We start from the raw sequence: 19985 nt of genomic DNA, 5'->3' as shown, positions 1-19985 counted from the left end.
ACCACGGCCCCCCTCAGGGGCGCGGGGAACTGCGCATTCTGTACGGCGCGCCCGGCCAACGGCCCCCCATGAACACCGGTCACCCCACCCCCCTCCAGGGGCGCGGGGAACTGCGCATCCCGTACGACGCGACGAACAGACGCCCACCCCTCACCCCCGGTCCACGCACACCCCCTCAGGGGCGCGGGGAACTGCGCGACCAGCCCCCCACAACCCGCACCCAAGAACGCACCCCCACCCCTACCCCCACCCCCCTAGGAGCGCGGGGAACTACGCACCGTCTCCCCCTCAGCACCCAGCGGAGCATGCCGCATCAGCGCAGCCCGCTCGACCACCCCCCACGCCGTACTCGTCACGACATACAGCGCGGCAGCCAACGGCACCACAGCCACGGTAATCAGCGTGAAGAAGGACAGAAACGGCATCACCTTCAACACGGCCCGCACCCCGGGCACCTCCCCCTCGGCGGAGACAGCGGAACCACCCCCGCCCAACCCGCCGGAGGCAGTCGCAGCGGCCCGCCGACTCCACCGGTAGCTGTACGTGGCGACCGCCGCGACGACCGCGAACAGTCCGAGGTAGACCATCCCGGCCCCGCCGAACACCCCGCCGGAGGCCACCGCGTCGGCCCACCGGTCACCGAGGGGCGCGTCGAACAGCCGGTGCGCGAGAAGCCCGTTGGGCTCGCCGCCGACGGTGGTGTGCGAGAAGACGTAGTAGAGGACGAGGAAGGCCGGTGCCTGGAGCAGGCTCGGCAGGATGCCGGAGAGCGGCGACACCTTCTCGCGGGCGTGGAGGTCGAGCAGGGCCCGCTTGAACCGCTCGGGGTCACGGCCGTGGCGGCGCCGCAGTTCGGCGATGCGCGGGGCGAGCGCGGCCCGCGCCCGCTGCCCCCGTACGGAGGCCCGGGACAGGGGATGGACGAGGAGCCGTACGAACGCGGTGAACAGGACGATCGCGGCGGCGGTGGCGGAGGTCGCGAAGAGCGGCGCGAGCAGGTCGGCCAGCGCCTCCACGAGCTGCACGAAGGCAGGCAGGGGCGACAGCGCGGACAGGGATGTGGACATGGGTGAGGAGCCCTCCGGGGGTCTCGTCGTGCCGGGGTGTGTGGTGCTGGCGGCATGACGACCCGCGGGGGGTCCGGGGATTCACCCGCTGAACTGCGGGTGTCTTCGTACTGCGGCCCGGATGGCCCCCACGACGGTCGTCGGGAGGGTGTGGCCGGGTGCGCGGGGCCGGGGTCTCCCGGCGGCGTCGGGATCGCGCTGCGGCAGGAAGGCCGTACGGCGGTCGCGATCGCGCAGGGCCGTACGGACCCGGGTGGGGGCGACGGCGGGGACCGCGCGGGCGGCGGCCAGGGAGCTGAGGACGAGCGCGGCACCGGCGGCGGCGGTCGCGGCGAGCGCGACGGCTCCGGCGGCGCCGAGGCCGCCCGTGTCGAGCAGGACGCAGCCGAGCAGCAGCACGCCCAGGAGGACCAGCGGCAGCAGCCGTACGGCGGCCGAGCGTAGGACGACGGAACGCGTGGCGGCGGAGCGCAGCGCACGCCGCCGGTCGCGGTCGCGGTCGCGGATCACCGGCACTCCCCCTCCCCCACCTCTCCGGTCCTACCCCTGGCCCTGCCCCTGCTGCCCCTGCTGCCCGTGTGTGGTGTCGAGCGGCTCCAGGAGCCGCCTGGGCCGCGTCAGCGCCCGGCTGACGGGGTCCGCCGGATCGAGGTCGAGCCCCGGCCCCGGCACCATGAGGACGTCCGGGACCGGCACGATAGTTCCGCAGGCCGCGCATTCGCCGTACGGACCAAGTTCCGTTCCGCAGTCGGCGTGCCGGAAGATCCGCAGCTGGGCCTCGCCGAAGTGTTCGCGGCCCCACAGCCCGAGTGAGCGGAGCGTCGGCCACAGGGCGCGGCCGCGGTCGGTGACGACGTACTCGTCGCGCGGCGGGGACTGCTGGTACCGGCGTTTTTCGAGGATGCCCTCGGCGGTGAGGGCCTGGAGCCGGGCGGCGAGGACGGCGCGCGGGATGCCGAGGTGGACGAGGAAGTCGTTGTAGCGCCGGACGCCGTAGAGGGCGTCGCGGACGACGAGCAGCGTCCAGCGCTCGCCGACGATCTCCAGCGCCCGCGCGATGGAGCACTCCTGGGTGACGTAGTCCTTGCCGAGGGCCATACCGCCCACTGTAACCACTTTTACCTCTGTTGGTTCAATGAACGAACCTACGAGTGCTACGGTCGGGGCATGCCTGAGTTCATTGAACGAACCGAAGCGGGTCGGGAGAGGACGGCGGAGGTCGAATCGGCGCGGGCGGAGACGCCGACGGCCGGGTCGGCGCAGGCCGGGCCGGTCCCGGCCGAGGCGCGGCCGTTCCAGACGCGGCCGTTCGAGGCACCGCCGGGACCGGCAACGGCGTCCGCCACCGGGACCGCACCCAGGTCCACCACCAGGTCCACCGAGGAGCCCACCCTCACCGGCTCCCCGGCCGTGCGCCCCGGTGCCACCCTCGCCGTGACCAGCGCCGCCACCGCGCTCGCGCTGATGACATACACCGCGCCGGCCGTGACCCTCGTCGACACCGCCGCCGCCCTGCACACGGCGCCCTCCGCGCAGGCCTGGCTGCTCAACGGCACCCCGCTCGGGCTGGCCGCCGTACTGCTGGTGGCCGGGAGCCTGGCCGACGACCACGGCCGCCGCCGGGTGTTCCTGTGGGGCACGCTGGCGCTCGGCCTGACCACGCTGCTCGGCGCGTTCACCACGACGACCTGGCAGTTCACCCTCGCGCGCGTCGCGCAGGGAGCGGCCAGCGCGGCGCTGCTCGCGAGCAGCCTCGGCCTGCTGGTGCACGCCTTCCCGAGCCCGCGCGGGCGGCTGCGGGCGACCGGGGTGTGGGGCGCGTTCGTCAGCGGCGGGATCGCGGTGAGCCCGGTGCTCAGCGGGGCCGTACCGAGCTGGCGACTGGTGCACGGCCTGCTCGGCGGGGCGACGCTGCTGGTGGCGGTCGCCGGGGCGCGCGTGCTCGCGGAGTCGCGTTCGCCGCGCGGCGGCCGTCCCGACCTGCTCGGCGCGGCGACGTTCGGGGCGGCGCTGGTCGCGCTGGTCGCCGCGCTCACCCTGGGCCGCGACGGCTGGCTGCGGGCGCCGGTGGGCCTGCTGTTCGCGGCGGCCGTGGCTCTGCTGGCGCTGTTCGCGGTGGCGGAACGCCGGGTGGCGACCCCGATGATCGACCTGTCCCTGCTGCGCCGCCGCGGCTTCCTCGCCTCGTCGGCGGGCGGCCTGTTCACCGGTCTCGCCGTGATCGGCCTGTTCAGTTTCCTGCCGACCGTGCTGCAACAGGCCCTCGGTCTCTCCCCGATGGACACGGCGTGGCTGTTCCTGCTCTGGTCCGGCCTGTCGTTCACGGTGGCGCTCCAGGCCCGCCGCCTGGCCGGACGGGTGTCGTCGCGCGCGCAGCTCTCCCTGGGCTTCGCCCTGCACGCGGCGGGCGTACTGACCATGCTCGGCGCGATCGGCGCGGGCTCCTGGCACCGGCTGCTGCCCGGCTTGGTCCTGGCGGGTGTGGGCAGCGGCCTGCTCAACGCGGCACTGCCGCTGCTGTCGGTGGAGTCGGTGCCGGTGACGCGCGCGGCGATGGGTTCCGGCGCCCAGCAGACGCTCCGCTACGTCGGCTCCTGCGCGGGCGTCGCGCTGACCATCGCGCTCGCGACGGGCGCCTCGGGCGCGGGCGGCGGCCTCGCCCGCGGCACGGACGTGGCGATGCTGGTCTCGGCCGGACTCGCGGCGGTGGGCGCGCTGGGCGTGTGGGGCCTGCGCGAACGCGCCTGACGCGCGCGGCGCCCGCCCGGTGTCCGCGCGGGAATCCGTACGGATCTCCCCGGAGGGTGGCCGACCTGCGGCTCTCTCCTCTTCGTCACCGGTCGGCGCTACGGTGTCACCCATGCGCCCCGACACGCCCGCCGAGAACGTCGACCACACCGCCGAAGCGGCCCGCCTGGAGCGGACCGCCGGACTGTATCCCGAGGACGCCGAGGCCCTGCTGCTCCAGGCGGCGGCCCACCTGGAACTCTCCGACGACCGCCCGGCCGCGACCGCCCTGTACGACCGCCTGCTGTCCTCCGAGGCCGGCCTCGACGACCCGCACCTGGTCCGCGCCCTCAAGGCGTCGAACCTGTGGGAGTACGGCCACGAGGCCGAGGCCCGCGCGATCATCGAGGGCATCCGGGCGGCCGCGCCGCGCGACCCGGCGCCGTGGGTGATCGTGGCGGAGGCGCTGGAGGCGCACGACGAACTGGAGGCGGCGGAGGCGGCGTTCTCGCAGGGGGCGCGGCTGCTGCTGACGGACGGCGAGGAAGCGCCGCACGCCACGCACCCGCTGCTCTTCGGCCGCCACCGGGTGCGCCGCATGCTGGGCGCGCCGCACGACGCGTGGGACACCTGGGCGGACACCCTGCACAGCGCGCCGGTCTCCCTGGACGAACTGCACGACCCGAAGCGGGTGTGGTCGCTCGGCTCGGAGAACCCGGCGGAACTGGCGGCGGAGATCTCCCGGCTCCGCGCCGAACTGGGCGCCTACCGCGAGGCGCTGTCCCGCCCGTTCCCGGTCGCGGTCCTGTACTGGTCCGCCCCCGAACTGACCGAACTCCTCTCGGCGTACCCGGCCCTCGCCGACGAATACCCCTCCCACGAAGCCCACTTGGCGACCATAGAGGCCTCCCTCCGCGAACTCGCCGCCTCCGGCACGGCCAACCTCGGCATCGTCACCGGCACGGTCCCCTCCTACGAGGCCTTCGCCGCCTCCGAACTCACCACCCCCACCGACCCCACCCTCCTCCCCCAGTACGCCACCACCCTCGCAGCCCGAGGCCGAGCGACCGGCTGGCCGCCGGAGCGGGGGGCGGGGTGCTGGTGCGGGTCGGGGCGGGGGTATGAGGGGTGTCATGGGGGTGAGGTCTAACGACCTGCCGCCCACCCACTGCGGGTGAGGCCCGCTGGAGCGACGCCCGACGCCCAGCGGGCCTCACAGGCCGCCTAGATCAGCTGGCGTCCCCGTGGGCGTCCCACCACTCCCGGTGATAGCGGACGTAGTCGTTATGCACACGGTGCTGTCGGTGCAGCTTCAGTGTGGCTCGCAGCGGGTCGCCAAACAGCGCCGTACGCGCGATGAGGGACCAGTCGTCTGCGATGACCACGCTGCCGATATCCAGGCGGACATGGCAGTTGGGGCAAAGGCAGAGAATGTTCCGTTCCACGTCAGGCCCCAGGTGCGGGGCGCCCAGTGGCTTGAGGTGAGCACCCTCGCTGTACGGCTTGCGCCCGGGGCCCAGCAGGCGCGCGCCGCACATCTGGCACTCATGGTCGTAGAGCGCCTTTACACGCTGGACAGTGGCCCGGTCGCGCACGATCCGCTGGACGCGCGTGACCCGGGTACCAGGACTCGTCGGCTCCGGGCCGAGTTCGAGATCGTGATCCAGGCTCACGTGTGCATCAGGTGCCTCACGCTCCAGCACCGCGGCAATCTCGCGCTCGACGTCGGTCTGCTCCTGCTCCGGCTCGGGCAAGCGTTCCAAGTCGAACTGGCAGATCTCGATGGGCGCGTCAGCGGGGGCGGGCGACTTGGAGACGGCGGTCCGGATGGCCGTGACGCGGTACAGGCCGTCGTAGCGATAGCCCTTGGCGGGCGAGTAGCGCTTGTCTCCCTTGTAGCCACGAATGATGCGGACTGCATGCCCCCGCTCGTAGCTCAACTTGAGCGCGGCGTTGTCTTCGTACTCCCATGACTGGCTGCGCACAAGCAGCGTCTCGTCCTGCGGGTCCTTGTCCACACCAGGCGATGCACCCGTGTAGCGGACCTTGGTCCACTCGTCGTGGTCGTCTACGTAGCCGCCGTTGAGGACGATGGCATCAGCGACGTACACGCCGTCCTCGTCCTTGAAGAGGGAGATCCCCTTTTGGTTGGTGTAGTGGAGTTGAGCGTTCATGACATCCGCTCGCCTCGGGTACACCTCACCCGGCACGACGCCGTCAATGTGTCCGATCTTTCGCTCGCCCATCAGGCCATACTGATCGACTTTGATCGTCTATGTCATGTGTGATTTCACACCTAGATCACCAACGGGTCTCCTCTGATCACACGCAGACCGACTGTCGGTGCCTCCTGTTAGAACTGTGGAGGTCGGAGCACGTCGTTGAGGGGGCGCAGGTGGGTCAGCCGCTAGAGGTGTCACAGCCGGTGGTGGGGGTGTACGAGGAGCTCATCACCGAAGCCAGGCAGGCGCAGATCGAGGAGCTGAGCACTGCGGGCTGGAAGCTGATCGATGCCGAGGTCAGCCCCGAGTCATCGCCGCACGTCTTGGCCCGCCATATCGGCGAGGCGGTAGCGCAACGGCTGAGTCAGTTGCCTCACGCCCAGCAGGTGGCCGCGGCCAACCACCTCATGCGTTCGCTGAGCGCCCACGTCCCTGACCAGGACGTCGACGAAGCAGCCATGGCCATCGCTGCCGGGCCTCGTCAACTCCTCGCCGTAGCGGAGCAAGAGGCTCCCGGGGTCTTTGCTGTCAGGCCACTCACGCCTTTGTCCGAAACCGCCCTGATCACCAACGCGCCGGACGACCCCAGCCTCGGCACAGAGCTGCGCGCCGAACTCGCTACAGCGGACGGCATCGACCTGCTGTGCGCGTTCGTGAAGTGGTACGGCATACGAGTCCTGGAGGACTCGCTGCGCGCAGCGAAGGAACGTCAGGTTCCGATCCGCGTCATCACCACGACCTACATCGGTGCCACCGATCGACGGGCTCTGGACCGGCTCGTCCGTGACTTTGGCGCCGAAGTGAAGGTGAACTACGAAACGCGGTCGACGCGCCTACACGCGAAGGCGTGGCTGTTCCGGCGGAACACCGGCTTCGACACGGCCTACGTAGGCAGTTCCAACCTGTCGAAGGCAGCCCTGCTCGACGGCCTGGAGTGGAATGTACGGCTCTCTGCTGTCGCCACTCCCCCGGTGCTCGACAAGTTCAAGGCGACCTTCGACGCGTACTGGGAGGACCCCGCTTTCGAGATGTACGACCCCGACCGCGATGGTGAGCGGTTGGCGGAGGCGTTGGCGCAGGCAGGCGGTGTGGGCGAGAGCACCGACGTGAAGATCAGCCTGTCCGGGCTCCAGGTACATGCCCTTCCTCACCAGAAGGACATGCTGGAACGACTGCGCGTCGAGCGCGAGGTGCGGGGGCGCCGCCGCAACCTTCTCGTTGCCGCTACCGGCACGGGTAAGACCGTCATGGCGGCCCTCGACTACCGGGATCTGCGCGATAGGAACAACGGAAAGCTTCCTTCCCTCCTGTTCGTCGCTCACCGCAAGGAGATCCTTAAACAGTCGCTACGGACGTACCGGGAGGTCCTTGATGACGCTTCGTTCGGCGAGCTTCTTCACAGTGGTGTGGAGCCGCGGGAGTGGACTCATGTGTTCGCCAGCGTTCAGTCACTCAATCTTCAGCGGCTTGAGCAGCTGAGCGCCGACCACTTTGACGTCATCGTCATCGATGAGTTCCACCACGCCACCGCTGACACCTACCGTCGAGTCCTGGACCACTTCGAGCCGAGTGAACTGCTGGGGCTCACCGCGACTCCTGAGCGGATGGACGGACGCAATGTCCAGGACGAGTTCTTTGACGGACGTATCGCCGCGGAACTGAGGCTCTGGGAAGCGCTGGAAAACGACCTGCTGTGCCCCTTCCACTACTTCGGCGTCCCGGATGGCACCGATCTCAGCCGACTTGGCTGGCGCTCGGGGACCTACGACCGTGAGCAGCTTGGCCAGCTCTTCACCGCAGACGAGGCTCGCGCGCGCATCGTCATCAAGCAGGTGAACGACAAGATTTCCGATCCCGGCGCCATGCGGGCCCTGGGCTTCTGCGTCACCAAGGCACATGCCCACTTCATGGCGGACTGCTTCCGCCGGGCGGGTATCCACGCCGTGGCCTTGGACAGCAACTCGCGGCCGGATGTGCGAGACCAGGCTCTCGGGGACCTCAAGGCGGGGCGTATCCAAGTGATCTTCTCCGTGGACCTGTTCAACGAAGGCCTGGACATCCCGGACGTCGACACCCTGTTGTTGCTGCGCCCTACCAACAGCGCAACCGTGTTCCTCCAGCAGCTTGGCCGCGGTCTGCGGCGCACTCCTCACAAGCCGGTGCTGACGGTGCTCGACTTCATCGGTCAGCATCGGGCCGAGTTCCGCTTCGAGGAGCAGTTCCGAGCACTGACGAACCTCTCGCGCAATCGGTTGGTCGAGAGCATCGAGCGTGGCTTTCCGCAGTTGCCCTCTGGGTGCCAGATCATCTTGGAAGGCAAGTCCAAAGACCTGGTCCTGGACAACATCCGCACCCAGCTCAAGGCCACGATCACCACGCTTGCCAGGGAAGCCAAGAGCTACAGCGCGCCCCGGTTGGCGGACTACCTCCGGGAGAGTCGTCGGGACATCCACGAGCTCTACAAGAGTGACAATTCGTGGACCAAGGTGCTGCGTAAGGCTGGCTTCCTGAGCGGCGAAGAGACAGATGTCGAGACGGGGCTCCTCAAGCGAGTTCATGCGTTTCTGCACGTGGATGACCCGGACCGCACCGAGGCGTATCTGCGGTTGCTCGCGGATGACGCCCCCGACTACGCATCCCTGACCGTGCAGGAGCAGGCGTATGCCCGCATGCTCTTCTTCAACCTGTGGGACAACGCTGGCGGATTCTCCACCTACGCGGAAGGCCTCGCCTCACTGCGCAGTCAGCAGGCGGTACGCGATGAGCTCCAACAGGTCTTGTCATACGCCCGCGACCACTCCGATCACTTCCCGCTCCCTCTGGAAGGGCCGCTCGCTGAAGTACCCCTGAAAATCCACTGCTCCTACAACCGCTCCGAAATCCTCTCCGCCCTCGGGGTGGCGCGACTCGGTGGGCAGATGCCGAGGGACTTCGGGCAGGGCGTGCGTTGGGTGGAAGAGCTCCAGACCGATGCGCTCTTGATCACCCTGGAGAAAAGCGAGCGGGACTTCTCCCCCACCGTGCGCTACCGCGACTACGCGCTCAGCCCCAGCCAGTTCCATTGGGAATCCCAGAGCACCACACCCGCCAACTCGCCCACCGGTCAGCGCTATCAAGAACATGCGGCACGCGGGAGTAACGTCCTGCTCTTCCTGCGGCGCTACAAGCGCAACAGCATCGGGAAGTCGGAGCCCTGGATGCTGCTGGGGCCCGCAACCTATCGCATGCACACAGGCAGCAAGCCCATGGCGATCACCTGGGAGCTCCAGCATGACCTGCCCGCCGATGTGAGCTCATACGCCTCCATCAAGAGCGGGTAAGGCGAGTCTCCGCGCCCCCGTCTCCAACTCGCACCACGTCACCTTGTGGTCCGCCCCCGTCTCCACCCCCCACCGCACCGCGAGCGCGGCGATGAGGGTCATGCCTCGGCCGTGTTCGGTGTCGGTGGTGGGGGACAGGAGGGTGGGGAGGGCTCGGGGGTCGGGGTCGTGGAGTTCGATGCGGAGGTGGGGGCCGCTCATCGAGACGGCCAGGATGGCGGGGGTGCCGGGGCCGACGTGGGTGATGACGTTGGACGCGAGTTCGCTGACGCAGAGTTGGGCGTCCTCGGTCAGGGCGTGCAGGCCCCACAGGGCCAGGTGCAGGCGTACGACGCGGCGCAGGCCGGCGATCTCCCGCGGTTCCGCGATGAACGGGAGGTCCCACGGCTTGCGGGGCATGCACGGTTCCGGGTCCACCGGGCATCGGTTCCTTTCGTCGGCGCGACGCCCACCCCCGTACGCGGGACGGAACGTCATCGGTCGTCACGGTGCGTCGCCGTGTCGATCTCAGAGTGAGGCTCCCGCGTCCCTTCGTGCAATGTGCACGGCGGGATTCCCACGTACGGGTGATGCGCGGACGGACCCCTGCGCGGGAGACTGAACATCCGCTATTCGGGACGGGGTTGGTATGGCCGGATCACCCACGGCACGCAGGCGCCGCCTGTCGATCGAGCTGAAGAAGCTCCGCGAGCAGAGCACGCTGACCTGCGCCCAGGTCGGTCAGGCCCTGGACTGGAGCGGGTCCAAGGTGAACCGCATGGAGACCGGCAACGGACGCGTCCAGCCCTCCGACATCGACGCCCTCTGCCGCTTCTACGGCACCGGCGACGAACTCCGCGAGTTCCTCAAGTCGCTGGCCCGGCAGGCAAAGGTGCGCGGCTGGTGGCAGGTCCACGGCTCGGGCGTCCCCGAGTGGTTCAACATCTACATCGGACTGGAGCAGGACGCCTCGTCCTTCCGCCAGTACCAGTGCGAGCTGCTGCCCGGCCTCATGCAGACCTCCGCGTACGCCGCCGAACTGCACAGCACCGGCGGGGCGCTCTCCCCGGCCGACGCCGAACGCGCCGTCCGCGTCCGGATGGAGCGGCAGGCCATGCTCGACCGGCCCGACGGGCCCAAGGCCTGGTTCGTCGTCAGCGAGGCCGCCCTGCGCAACATCGTCGGCGACCGGGCACTCATGCGCGACCAGCTCGAACGCGTCCTGGACGTCAGCCGCGCGCCCTCCGTCACCCTCCAGGTCCTCGCCTTCGACTCGGGCACCCGTCCGGTCACCGGCCCGTTCACCCTGCTCGGCTTCCCCGCCCCGGAGGACCCCGACCTGGTCTACCGGGACGGCATCACCGATGCTGTCTACCTGGAGGGCGAGCACCACGTACGGGCGTACAGCCGCGCGTTCGACGAGCTGCGGGCCGCCGCCCTGAGCCCGCGGCGCTCCACCCAGGTGATCGAGACGGTTCTGAAGGAGTACGCCCGGTGAGCGAGGCGAGCACAAGTCCGGGCCCGGCGGGGCTGCCCTCGGCGTGGGGTCCTGGGTGGTTCACCTCCTCGTACAGCAACGGCGCGGGCGGCGAATGCCTCGCGTGCGCGGCGACCGGTCCCGTCGAGGGGCACGACCGCGGCGTCCTGGTGCGGGACTCCAAGGACGCGCACGGGCCGGTCGTCGGCTTCGGGGCGGCGGCCTGGACGACGTTCGTACAGGGCGTACGGCGGCCCGCTGCGCCCCGCTGACCCCCGCGCACCCGCCCCGGACGCCCTGTGACCGACACCACCGGAACCCCACCCACCGACCGGAGAGGTACGGGTGTGAGGAGTCAACATGGCGATCTTGGGGATGACGGCCGGGACGACGGGCGGCGGTTGCGGGAGCGGGTGCGGGGTGGGGAGCGGGCCGCGTTCGGGGAGTTGTACGAGCGGTACGGCACCGCCGTCTACCATCACGCGCTGCGGCTGACCGGGGACTGGTCGGTGGCCGAGGAGGTCATGTCGGAGACGTTCCTCGCCGCGTGGCGGGGGCGGGCCGAGGTGCACGACGGGGACGACTCGCTGCGGCCCTGGCTGTTCGGCATCGCCACCAACAAGGCGCGCAACGCCGACCGGAGTCTGCGGCGCCGTCTCGCCTTCCTCGCGCGGCGGACCCAGGACGAGGCCGTGGACGACTTCGCCGACGAGCTGGCCGGACGGGTGGACGACGCCCGCAGGCTGGCGGAGGTGCGGCGGGTGCTCGGCAGGCTGCGGCGGCACGAGCGCGAGGTGCTCGCCCTCTGCGTCTGGGGCGGGCTGGACTACGCCCAGGCCGCCGAGGCGCTCGGGGTGCCCGTCGGCACCGTACGGTCGCGCCTGTCCCGCGCCCGCACCCGGCTGCGCGAACTGGTGGACAAGGAGGAGAGGGAGGAGAAGGGGGAGGCAGTCTCCTCGCATTCTTCTCTTTTTTCTCGTAGGGGATTTATGGAACCTTCCGCCGGTCGCGGAGAGGTAGGGGGTGGGGCCGCGTTCGTGGTCCTGCCCCTTCAGGAGGAAGCCCGATGAACGCCACTCCGGCCGGGAACGCCGGCCCCGAACCCACCCCGCGGGAGCCCGCGGACGCCTGGGACGCGGAGGAACTGGGTGACGTGCGCGCGGAGTTGGCGCGGCTGCTGCCCGCCGGTCCCGTGGAGCGCGGGCTGCCTCCGGGGCGTCGCAGTCATCACAAGGATCTACTGATGCAGCTCATCGATCGTGACCAGCGGGACGAGAACGAGCGCCGGGACGGCGAACAGGACGCGTCCGTAGGGCAGTTGTCGCGGCCGGTACGGCAGTTGTCGCGGCCGGTACGGCGGTTGGCGTGGCCCGTACGGGGGTTGTCGCGGCCCGTCCTGCTCGCCGCGTCCGTCGCGGTGGCCGTCGGGGCCGCCCTGACCGTCGGGCTCGTCACCGACCGGCAGGGTCCGGGTGACGGCGGCGGGCGGTCCGTCGCGGTGGGGCACGGTGCGACCGTGACCCTGGACCGGATCGCCGCCGTCGCGCAGCGCACCGAGGCGGGGCCGGTCCGGCCGGACCAGTTCGTGTACGTGCGCACCCTGGCCGCCGAGAACACCGGCGTCCTCAACGGGCCTGTGAAGCTCGGCGAGTTGAAGGAGTCGGAGTCCTGGATCACCCAGCGGGACGGGACCATGATCGACCTCGGGCTGCTCCGGCAGGACGGCAAGGACCTACCGATCGAGGTCGGCGTGCCCGACGGCACCGACCCCGCCGACGGCGGCCTCCCGGTCGGCCTCAGGCGGCCCACGTACGCCTGGCTCGCCGGTCTGCCCACCGACCCGGAGGCCCTGCTGGCGCGGATCTCCGCCGAGACCCCCGCCGACCCGGACTTCGAGCACGACCAGCTCGTCTTCGACCAGCTCGGGTCGCTGATCAGCGCGGAGGTGCTGCCGCCCGCGACCGCCGCCGCGCTCTACAAGGCCGCCGCGCTGATCCCGGGCGTCACGGAGGCCGCCGACGGCGTGGACGCGGCGGGACGGCACGGCATCGTCATCGCCCGCGAGGACGAGAAGCACGCCACCCGCACCGAGTGGATCTTCAACCGCAAGACGCTCGTCTACCTCGGCGAGCGGTCGGTCTTCACCAAGGACACCTGGCGCGGCAAGGCGGGGGCCCTCGCGGGCATCAGCGCCGTGCTGGAGCGCGCCGTCGTGGACCGGAAGGGTCAGACCCCGGACGCTTGAAGGGGGTTGACCCGGCCGGGCCCGTCCTGCCGGGGCGGGGCCGGGAAGGAGCGGGCCGGGGGCGGCCGGTGGTCAGCGGGGCGGGACCACGGACCGCCACAGCCGGGTCGCCTCCGCCGCCACCGCGGGTGCTGACAGCAGCAACGGCTCGTCGTAGGCAGGCCGTTCGGGTACGGCCACGGCGCCCGCCTCGGTCGCGATCAGCAGCGCGGGCAGCCCGTCCACCGGGTGGAACTCGCCGATCGCGGCGGCCGAGGCGCGGCCCGCCGCCACCTGGGCGAGCGACAGCGCGGTGGAGCCCATGACCCGCACCGTGCAGTGCCGGGCGGCCAGTTCGGCGAGCAGCGCGTCCTGACCGGGCCAATGGGCGTGCGCCGCCCACTCGGTGAGGAACACGTGGCCGGTGAGGGCGGTGTGGTCGGCGGCGCGGACGGGGGCACCGTTGAGGTGGGCGCCGCCACCGCGCGTCGCGGTGAACGTCTCGCGCCGCCACGGGTCCGCGACCACGCCGAGCAGCGGGGTGCCGTCGGGGGCGGCGAGGCCCAGGGAGAACGAGCACCAGCCCAGCCCGTGAGCGTAGTTGGTGGTGCCGTCGACCGGGTCGACCACCCAGTGCGGGGCGGTCGGCGCGCCCGCGTCGACGCCCTGCTCCTCGCCGTCGACACCGTACGCGGGGAACGCGCGGCGCAGCGCGGCCCGTACGTGCGTCTCGATCGCGACGTCCGTGTCGGTGACGATGTCGGCGGGGCCCGCCTTCTCCCGGACCGGGCCGTCGGCGGGGGTGCGGGGGCGGCGGATCTCCTCCGCCGCCCACTCGGCCAGGGCGACGGCGACGGCCAGCGCCCGGCCGAGGTCGATCCCGGTGTCCCCGACTGGCTGGGCTCCGCCACCCTCGGGTTCGGGGTACTGCGGGTGGTCCTCGCTCACGGCGCCTCGTCTCGCTGATTCATACGGATCGCGGACCGCGGACCGAGGGCTGTGGATCGCGGACTGCGGATACGGTCCCGGCCTCGCCCCGGCCGGGGCTGAGGCGTACGGCCCACCGTCTCATCCGGCCCGCCTCCCCGCCCCCTCGGCCTCCTACCCCCGGCCTCCCCGCTCCCCGTACACGGCACGCCCCCCGCCCCGTACTAGCCTCGGCCCCGGACGATCGGGAACGAGTGGGAACGAGGAGGCAGACCATGGTGAAGCTCCCCAGCGCGGCGCGGGTGCCCAGTGCGGTGATCGCCGCCGGTGGGCTGGTCGGCGGGTACGGCGTGGCCCGGTGGACGCGGAAGCGGCAGCTCGGCGGGGTCGTGCTGGCCGCCGCGGGGGCCGCCGCGGCGCAGCGGTGGCGGCGGCAGGCGGGCGGTCCGGTCGCGGGCGCGCTCGGTGTCGCCTACGTCGCCGCGTTCGCGGGGTCCCATCCGCTGGCCAAGAAGGTCGGCGCGTGGCCGTCGGTGTTCGGGGTGGCGGGCGCGGTCGCCGCGCTGTCCTGGGCGGTCGCGGACCGGAACGCGCGCCGGTAGCCCTGCGGGCTGGTGCCGACGACCTTGCGGAAGCGGTCCCGGAACGCCGTCGGGGAGCCGAACCCGGTCTGGGCGGCGATCCGTTCGACGGGGTGGGCGGTGGTCTCCAGGAGGTACTGGGCCCGCCGGACCCGCGCCCGGTGCAGCCACTGGAGCGGGGTGGTGCCCGCCTGGTCGCGGAAGCGGCGGTTGAGGGTGCGGGTGCTCATCCCGGCGTGGGCGGCGATCTCGTCGAGGGTGAGGTCGCGGCCGCAGTGCTCCTCCATCCAGCGCAGCAGCGGCTCCAGGGCGGCCCCGGCGGGGGCGGGCGGCTGGTCGTGCACGATGAACTGGGCCTGGCCGCCCTCGCGTTCGAGGGGCATGACGGACATCCGGGCGGCCTGCGCGGCGACCGCCGAGCCGTGGTCGGAGCGGATCATGTGCAGGCACATGTCGAGGGCGGCGGCGGCGCCCGCCGAGGTGAGGAACTGGCCGTTGTCGACGTAGAGGACGTTCGGGTCGACCGTGACGCGGGGGTGGCGGTCGGCGAGGTCGCGGGCCGCGCGCCAGTGGGTGGTGGCGCGCAGGCCGTCCAGCAGGCCGGTGGCGGCGAACAGGAACGCGCCGACGCAGATCGACGCGATCCGGGTGCCGTGCGCGGCGGCCTCGCGCAGGGCCCGCGTCACGTCCTCGGGGAGCGTCTCGGGCGGGTCCGCGACGCCGGGCAGGATGATCGTGTCGGCCTCCGCGAGCGCGTCGAGGCCGTACGGCGCCCGCACGGTGAACGCCCCCGCGCCCGCGCTGACCTCGCCGGACGGCGACGGGGAGCAGACCCGCACCCGGTAGGCCGCCCGCCCGTCGGGCAGCCGGGCCCAGCCGAAGGCGTCGATCGGGGCGGCGAGGTCGAAGGGGATGACCCCGTCCAGGGCGAGTACGGCGACGGTGTGCATGACGAGAGCGTAGGCCTGCGACGGATTCCCGCCAACCCCGCCCACCGGGCCGTACCTGTCACATGGCAGGTGGTGGTTGCTGGCGAGAATCCGTCGGGGTGTGGCACTTCTGCCACTTCTGGCGGTGCGGCGGGCGCGGCTAGCGTCGCCGTGTGACCAAGTTCCTGCTCGCCGTCCACGTCTTGGCCGCCATCGTCGCCGTCGGTCCCGTCACCGTCGCCGCCAGCATGTTCCCGCCCGCCGCCCGCCGCGCCCTGGCCGCGCCCGAGGACGTACGGGCCGCCGAGCACGTACGGCTGCTGCACCGGATCTGCCGGGTGTACGCGGGCGTCGGGATCGCCGTCCCCGTGTTCGGGTTCCTCACGGCCGGGGCGATGGGGGTGCTGGGCGACACCTGGCTGATCGTGTCGGTGCTGCTGACGCTGGCGGCGGCCGTGCTGCTCATCGTGCTGGTCCTGCCCCGCCAGGAGGCCTTCACCGAGGGCGGCGGCTCCGCCGAGGCGACCGTACGGCTCGGCATGGTCACCGGGATCTTCAACCTGCTGTGGGCCACGGTGACCGTGCTGATGATCGTACGACCGGGGTCGACGACGGGCGCCTGAGCGGCCGGAGCGGACCCACCGATCAGGCCGACGGGGGCGGAGCCCACCGGAGCGGCCGGGGGCGCGGGTCCGGCTCGCGTGGTCAGCCGCGCCGGTGTTGCTCCCGCTGGTGTCTGTCACGCCGGTGTCAGTCCCGCAGGTGTCCGTCGTGCCGATGTCAGTCCCGCCGATGTCAGTCCCGCAGGTGTCAGTCCCGCCGGTGCCCCAGGACGTTGACGACCCGGCCGTCCGGGTCCCGGACGAAGAAGCGGCGTACGCCCCACTCCTCGTCGCGCAGGGCACGGACCACCTCGGCGCCGGAGGCCCGCACCGCCGCCCAGGCCGCGTCTACGTCCTCGACCTCGATGCTGAGGTCGGGGACGACGGGCGCGGTGCGCTCCTCGGTGAGGAAGCTGATCTGGGCGGCGGGCTGGGCGGGCGAGGCGAGGGTCATGACCCAGCCCTGGTGCATGACCTGCTCCAGCCCGAGCAGGCCGTAGAACGCGCGGTGGGCGTCCATCTCCGCCGCCGAGGCGACCTGGAAGTCGGGCACGATCCTGCGTACGGTCACGAACGCCTCCTGGGCGGGTCGGTGCGCGCGCCGGTCGACGCGCCGGTCCGCGACCAGGCTGGCACGCCGGGGCCCGTCACCGACCCTCCTGCCCCGCCGGGGGCGCCGCCCCGCTGGGCACAGTTCACGCCCCGTCGGGCGCGGTTCACGCCCGCGTCGGCTGACCCGTGCCGCCGCCGGCGCCCGGCCCGTCGCCCGGCTTCACCGCCGACGCCGCCTTCGCGGCCACCGCCGACAGGGGCTGGGCGATGTCCTCCAGGGAGCGGCGCTCCGCGTTGACGGCGAGGAAGGCCGCGACCAGTCCGGCCGCGCACATCAGGCCCGCGCCGATCTGGAACGCCAGCACCGTGTCGCCGACCACGCCGGTCTCCGTCAGCGAGGAGAACAGCAGCGGGCCGCTGATGCCGCCGGCGGCGGTGCCGAGGGCGTAGAAGAAGGCGATGGACATGGCGCGGGTCTCCATCGGGAAGATCTCGGAGACCGTCAGGTAGGCGCTGGAGGCGCCCGCCGAGGCGAAGAACAGCACCGCGCACCAGCAGGCCGTGAGGGTCGTCGCGCTCAGCGAGCCCCGGTCGAACAGCCACGCCGTGCCGAACAGCAGGACGCCCGAGAGCAGATAGGTGCCCGAGATCATGACGCGGCGGCCGACGGTGTCGAAGAGCTTGCCCAGCAGCAGCGGGCCGACGAAGTTGCCGACGGCGATCACCGCGAAGTAGTAGCCGGTGTTGCCGCTCGGCACGTCGTAGAAGGTGGTGAGGATGGCGCCGAAGCCGAAGGTGATCGCGTTGTAGAGGAAGGCCTGGCCGATGAAGAGGGAGAAGCCGAGGACCGCGCGGCGGCGGTAGTCGGAGAAGACGGTGCGGGCGATCTCCAGGAAGGTGACGCTCTTGCGCTGGTGGATGGTCAGCTCGCCCTCGGCCCTCGGGAGCGTGTTCACGCCCTGCTCGGCCTCGATCTCCTTCTCGATCGCGGAGACGATCTCCTCCGCCTCCCGCTCCCGCCCGTGGATCAGCAGCCACCGGGGACTCTCCGGGACGTGCCGCCGTACGAGGAGGATGACCAGGGCGAGGACGGCGCCGAGCGCGAACGTCAGCCGCCAGCCCACGTTCGCCGCGAACAGGTCGGTGTTCAGCGCGACCACCGACAGCAGCGACCCGCCGACCGCGCCCAGCCAGAAACTGCCGTTGATCATCAGGTCGACGCGGCCCCGGTACTGCGCCGGGATCAGCTCGTCGATCGCGGAGTTGATCGCCGCGTACTCCCCGCCGATGCCGAAGCCGGTGAGGAACCGGAACAGCAGGAACCACCAGGTCTCGAAGGAGATCGCGGTGAGCGCGGTCGCCGCGAGGTACACCGCCAGGGTGATCATGAAGAGCTTCTTGCGGCCCCAGCGGTCGGTCAGCCGCCCCCAGAACAGGGCGCCGATACAGGCACCGGCCACATAGAGGGCCGCCGCGATACCGGTGACCTGCCCGGACGTGATGGGCAGCCCGCTGTCGGGCTCCGAGAGGCGGCCCGCGATGTTGCCGACGACGGTGACTTCCAGTCCGTCGAGGATCCACACGGTGCCGAGACCGATGACGATCGTCCAGTGCCAGCGCGACCAGGGCAGCCGGTCGAGGCGCGCGGGGATGTCGGTGGTGATGGTGCGGCCTGACTCGGCCTGGGCGGCGGTGGCCATGGGCTCCCTCCTCGACGAGCGGAACGACCACCGTGTTCCCGCTGCCCCGGCCGGTACGCCCACCACGCCCGCGGACCCCCCGGAGACCGCCCGGTCGGCCCCGGAGTTCCGCCCGGTGGCGCGCCGCGGGGCGCCGCCCCGGCCGCGCCCGGCCGCGCCCGGCCGCGCCCCTCAGCCCCTCAGCCTCCAAGCCCCTCCGCTCCCGTGCTCCTCCGCTCTCCTACGCCCCCAGCGCCCGCGCCACCGTGTAGATGACCAGGCCCGCCAGGGAGCCCACCACCGTGCCGTTGATGCGGATGAACTGGAGGTCGCGGCCGATGTTCGCCTCGATCTTGCGGGTGGTGTGTTCGGCGTCCCAGCCCGCGACGGTGTCCGTGATCAGCGAGGTGATCTCGCCGCGGTAGGTCGTCACGACGTGCACCGCCGCGCCCTCGACCCAGCCGTCGACCTTGGCCTGCACCTTCGGCTCGGTCGCCATCCGCGAGCCCAGCGACAGCAGCGCGGCCCGCACGCGCAGCCGCAGCTCGCTGCGCTCGTCCTCGGCCGCCGAGACGATCATCGAGCGGACCGCCGTCCACGCCGACGCGATCAGGTCCTGCACCTCGCCGCGGCCCAGCACCTCGCCCTTGAGCCGCTCCACGCGCGCCCGGGTCTCGGTGTCCGACTGGAGGTCGGCGGCGAAGTCCCGCAGGAAACGGTCGAGGGCGCCGCGCGCCGGGTGGGACGGCATGTCCCGCATCTCCGCGCAGAACCGCAGCAGCTCCTTGTAGACCCGCTCGCCGACCTTGCGGTCCACGAACCGCGGGGTCCAGCCCGGCGCGCCGCCCTGCACGGCGTCCATCACCGAGTCCGCGTGCAGCTCCAGCCAGTCGTGGGCCCGCGCCACCACCAGGTCCACGGCCCGCCGGTGGCCGCCGTCGGCGACGATCCGCTCCAGCATCTTCCCTATGCCGGGCGCGATCTCCTGCGCGTTCGCCCGCCGGGTGATGGCCTCGCCGACCACCGCCTGCACGTCGGAGTCGCGCAGCACGGTCAGCGCGCCGCGCAGTGCCGTCGCCAGCTCGGCCGTGACCCGGTCGGCGTGCTCCGGCTCGGCGAGCCACGCGCCGAGGCGGCTGCCGATGCCGACGGCGCGCAGCCGCTGCCGGACGACGTCCTCGGAGAGGAAGTTCTCCCCGACGAACTCGCCCAGGGAGACACCGAGCTGGTCCTTCTTCTTCGGGATGATCGCCGTGTGCGGGATCGGCAGACCCAGCGGGTGCCGGAACAGGGCGGTCACCGCGAACCAGTCGGCCAGCGCGCCGACCATGCCCGCCTCGGCCGCCGCCGCCACATAACCCGCCCAGGCGCCCGCGCCGTGGTGCGCGGCCACCTCCGCCAGGACGTAGACGAGGGCGACGAAGAGCAGCAGCCCGGTCGCCGTCAGCTTCATCCGCACCACGCCGCGCCGGCGCTCCTCGTCGGCCGCGCTGAACACGCCCATCGCGCGCGGCGCGGCCGGCGCCTTCGGCCGCACTTCCGATCGGTCCATCCGCTCCACCCGTTCCACCCGTTCCCCGCTCCACCCGGTCCGGTCCTTGTGACCGTCCCCGTACCCCTGGCGTCCGCGTGCCCTCCCGGCCCCGCGGACATTGTCCCCACCTGTCCGACTCCTGGAACGAAACAGGAGTTCCCGGCG

Annotated in this window: 18 protein-coding genes and 1 pseudogene; 9 read left to right on the top strand and 10 right to left on the bottom strand. The window is 71.9% G+C overall.

The window, feature by feature from the left end; genetic code table 11:
* Window positions 1–254 precede the first annotated feature (254 nt).
* The 3 genes from ACIQPQ_RS00285 to ACIQPQ_RS00275 all read right to left on the bottom strand — a co-directional run bounded on the left by ACIQPQ_RS00285 (window position 255) and on the right by ACIQPQ_RS00275 (window position 2165).
* A complete protein-coding gene (locus ACIQPQ_RS00285) occupies window positions 255–1067 on the bottom strand; it encodes a YidC/Oxa1 family membrane protein insertase (RefSeq protein WP_401297738.1) in 813 nt (270 codons plus the stop codon).
* An 81-nt stretch (window positions 1068–1148) separates the two neighbouring features.
* Window positions 1149–1490: a DUF6412 domain-containing protein gene (locus ACIQPQ_RS00280; protein ID WP_401299528.1), complete on the bottom strand. Its 342-nt coding sequence runs from the start codon at window positions 1488–1490 to the stop codon at window positions 1149–1151.
* A 117-nt stretch (window positions 1491–1607) separates the two neighbouring features.
* Window positions 1608–2165 (bottom strand): winged helix-turn-helix transcriptional regulator, encoded by a 558-nt coding sequence (locus tag ACIQPQ_RS00275; protein WP_401297735.1) that lies wholly within the window; start codon window positions 2163–2165, stop codon window positions 1608–1610.
* A gap of 69 nt (window positions 2166–2234) precedes the next feature.
* On the opposite strand from ACIQPQ_RS00275, the gene ACIQPQ_RS00270 reads away from it, so the two are divergent.
* Both ACIQPQ_RS00270 and ACIQPQ_RS00265 read left to right on the top strand, forming a co-directional pair.
* Window positions 2235–3815 carry an MFS transporter gene (locus ACIQPQ_RS00270; RefSeq protein WP_401297732.1) on the top strand — a complete coding sequence of 527 codons (1581 nt, stop codon included), beginning with the start codon at window positions 2235–2237 and terminating at the stop codon, window positions 3813–3815.
* 112 nt (window positions 3816–3927) lie between these two features.
* Window positions 3928–4944 (top strand): SEC-C domain-containing protein, encoded by a 1017-nt coding sequence (locus ACIQPQ_RS00265; RefSeq protein WP_401297729.1) that lies wholly within the window; start codon window positions 3928–3930, stop codon window positions 4942–4944.
* Between the two features lie 79 nt (window positions 4945–5023).
* On the opposite strand, the gene ACIQPQ_RS00260 is transcribed toward ACIQPQ_RS00265, so the two are convergent.
* A complete protein-coding gene (locus ACIQPQ_RS00260; RefSeq protein ID WP_401297726.1) occupies window positions 5024–6040 on the bottom strand; it encodes a YDG/SRA domain-containing protein in 1017 nt (338 codons plus the stop codon).
* 149 nt (window positions 6041–6189) lie between these two features.
* On the opposite strand from ACIQPQ_RS00260, the gene ACIQPQ_RS00255 reads away from it, so the two are divergent.
* The gene (locus tag ACIQPQ_RS00255; RefSeq protein WP_401297723.1) at window positions 6190–9336 is read left to right on the top strand and encodes a DUF3427 domain-containing protein; all 3147 of its coding nucleotides are present in this window, start codon (window positions 6190–6192) and stop codon (window positions 9334–9336) included.
* Here the strand turns inward: ACIQPQ_RS00255 and ACIQPQ_RS00250 are convergent.
* Window positions 9310–9735, bottom strand: coding sequence for an ATP-binding protein (locus ACIQPQ_RS00250; protein ID WP_401297720.1), 426 nt, complete (start codon window positions 9733–9735; stop codon window positions 9310–9312). The genes ACIQPQ_RS00255 and ACIQPQ_RS00250 overlap by 27 nt on opposite strands.
* Before the next feature lie 229 nt (window positions 9736–9964).
* On the opposite strand from ACIQPQ_RS00250, the gene ACIQPQ_RS00245 reads away from it, so the two are divergent.
* From ACIQPQ_RS00245 to ACIQPQ_RS00230, 4 genes are all read left to right on the top strand, one after another.
* Complete coding sequence (locus ACIQPQ_RS00245; RefSeq protein ID WP_401297718.1) at window positions 9965–10813, top strand: helix-turn-helix domain-containing protein; 849 nt, start codon at window positions 9965–9967, stop codon at window positions 10811–10813.
* Window positions 10810–11064: a DUF397 domain-containing protein gene (locus tag ACIQPQ_RS00240; RefSeq protein WP_401297716.1), complete on the top strand. Its 255-nt coding sequence runs from the start codon at window positions 10810–10812 to the stop codon at window positions 11062–11064. Before ACIQPQ_RS00245 ends, ACIQPQ_RS00240 begins: the two co-directional genes overlap by 4 nt.
* Window positions 11065–11193: 129 nt before the next feature.
* Window positions 11194–11862, top strand: a complete 669-nt coding sequence (locus ACIQPQ_RS00235) for an RNA polymerase sigma factor (protein WP_401299525.1) — start codon at window positions 11194–11196, stop codon at window positions 11860–11862.
* Window positions 11859–13037 carry a CU044_5270 family protein gene (locus tag ACIQPQ_RS00230; protein ID WP_401297713.1) on the top strand — a complete coding sequence of 393 codons (1179 nt, stop codon included), beginning with the start codon at window positions 11859–11861 and terminating at the stop codon, window positions 13035–13037. The genes ACIQPQ_RS00235 and ACIQPQ_RS00230 overlap by 4 nt, the downstream gene beginning before the upstream one ends.
* Before the next feature lie 72 nt (window positions 13038–13109).
* On the opposite strand, the gene ACIQPQ_RS00225 is transcribed toward ACIQPQ_RS00230, so the two are convergent.
* Window positions 13110–13964: an inositol monophosphatase family protein gene (locus tag ACIQPQ_RS00225; protein WP_401297711.1), complete on the bottom strand. Its 855-nt coding sequence runs from the start codon at window positions 13962–13964 to the stop codon at window positions 13110–13112.
* Window positions 13965–14218: 254 nt separating this feature from the next.
* On the opposite strand from ACIQPQ_RS00225, the gene ACIQPQ_RS00220 reads away from it, so the two are divergent.
* Window positions 14219–14545, top strand: a complete 327-nt coding sequence (locus tag ACIQPQ_RS00220; protein ID WP_401297708.1) for a hypothetical protein — start codon at window positions 14219–14221, stop codon at window positions 14543–14545.
* Here ACIQPQ_RS00220 and ACIQPQ_RS00215 read toward each other — a convergent pair.
* Window positions 14500–15474, bottom strand: a pseudogene (locus ACIQPQ_RS00215) (GlxA family transcriptional regulator); the annotation flags it as partial. The gene ACIQPQ_RS00220 and the pseudogene ACIQPQ_RS00215 overlap by 46 nt on opposite strands.
* Window positions 15475–15626: 152 nt before the next feature.
* Here ACIQPQ_RS00215 and ACIQPQ_RS00210 point away from each other — a divergent pair.
* Window positions 15627–16076 (top strand): hypothetical protein, encoded by a 450-nt coding sequence (locus ACIQPQ_RS00210; RefSeq protein ID WP_401297706.1) that lies wholly within the window; start codon window positions 15627–15629, stop codon window positions 16074–16076.
* A 187-nt stretch (window positions 16077–16263) separates the two neighbouring features.
* Here the strand turns inward: ACIQPQ_RS00210 and ACIQPQ_RS00205 are convergent, their stop codons facing one another.
* From ACIQPQ_RS00205 to ACIQPQ_RS00195, 3 genes are all read right to left on the bottom strand, one after another.
* Entirely contained in the window at window positions 16264–16626 is a 363-nt protein-coding gene (locus ACIQPQ_RS00205; protein WP_401297703.1) for a VOC family protein, read from the bottom strand.
* A 145-nt stretch (window positions 16627–16771) separates the two neighbouring features.
* Window positions 16772–18307, bottom strand: a complete 1536-nt coding sequence (locus tag ACIQPQ_RS00200) for an MFS transporter (RefSeq protein ID WP_401297700.1) — start codon at window positions 18305–18307, stop codon at window positions 16772–16774.
* 220 nt (window positions 18308–18527) lie between these two features.
* Complete coding sequence (locus tag ACIQPQ_RS00195; protein ID WP_401297697.1) at window positions 18528–19838, bottom strand: DUF445 domain-containing protein; 1311 nt, start codon at window positions 19836–19838, stop codon at window positions 18528–18530.
* Window positions 19839–19985: the final 147 nt, after the last annotated feature.

Origin of the sequence: Streptomyces sp. NPDC091281, from assembly GCF_044757425.1 — a bacterium.
Lineage (GTDB): Bacteria > Actinomycetota > Actinomycetes > Streptomycetales > Streptomycetaceae > Streptomyces.
The sequence above is the reverse complement of the archived record's forward strand: the minus strand, read 5'-3'. Positions and strand labels throughout refer to the sequence as shown.

Excerpts from the sequence above, each read along its gene's own strand:
- ACIQPQ_RS00260 (WP_401297726.1), bottom strand. The coding sequence starts at position 6,040 with ATGGGCGAGCGAAAGATCGGACACATTGACGGCGTCGTGCCGGGTGAG.
- ACIQPQ_RS00265 (WP_401297729.1), top strand. The coding sequence starts at position 3,928 with ATGCGCCCCGACACGCCCGCCGAGAACGTCGACCACACCGCCGAAGCG.
- ACIQPQ_RS00270 (WP_401297732.1), top strand. The coding sequence starts at position 2,235 with ATGCCTGAGTTCATTGAACGAACCGAAGCGGGTCGGGAGAGGACGGCG.
- ACIQPQ_RS00195 (WP_401297697.1), bottom strand. The coding sequence starts at position 19,838 with ATGGACCGATCGGAAGTGCGGCCGAAGGCGCCGGCCGCGCCGCGCGCG.
- ACIQPQ_RS00285 (WP_401297738.1), bottom strand. The coding sequence starts at position 1,067 with ATGTCCACATCCCTGTCCGCGCTGTCGCCCCTGCCTGCCTTCGTGCAG.
- ACIQPQ_RS00245 (WP_401297718.1), top strand. The coding sequence starts at position 9,965 with ATGGCCGGATCACCCACGGCACGCAGGCGCCGCCTGTCGATCGAGCTG.
- ACIQPQ_RS00200 (WP_401297700.1), bottom strand. The coding sequence starts at position 18,307 with ATGGCCACCGCCGCCCAGGCCGAGTCAGGCCGCACCATCACCACCGAC.
- ACIQPQ_RS00220 (WP_401297708.1), top strand. The coding sequence starts at position 14,219 with ATGGTGAAGCTCCCCAGCGCGGCGCGGGTGCCCAGTGCGGTGATCGCC.
- ACIQPQ_RS00230 (WP_401297713.1), top strand. The coding sequence starts at position 11,859 with ATGAACGCCACTCCGGCCGGGAACGCCGGCCCCGAACCCACCCCGCGG.
- ACIQPQ_RS00250 (WP_401297720.1), bottom strand. The coding sequence starts at position 9,735 with ATGCCCCGCAAGCCGTGGGACCTCCCGTTCATCGCGGAACCGCGGGAG.
- ACIQPQ_RS00275 (WP_401297735.1), bottom strand. The coding sequence starts at position 2,165 with ATGGCCCTCGGCAAGGACTACGTCACCCAGGAGTGCTCCATCGCGCGG.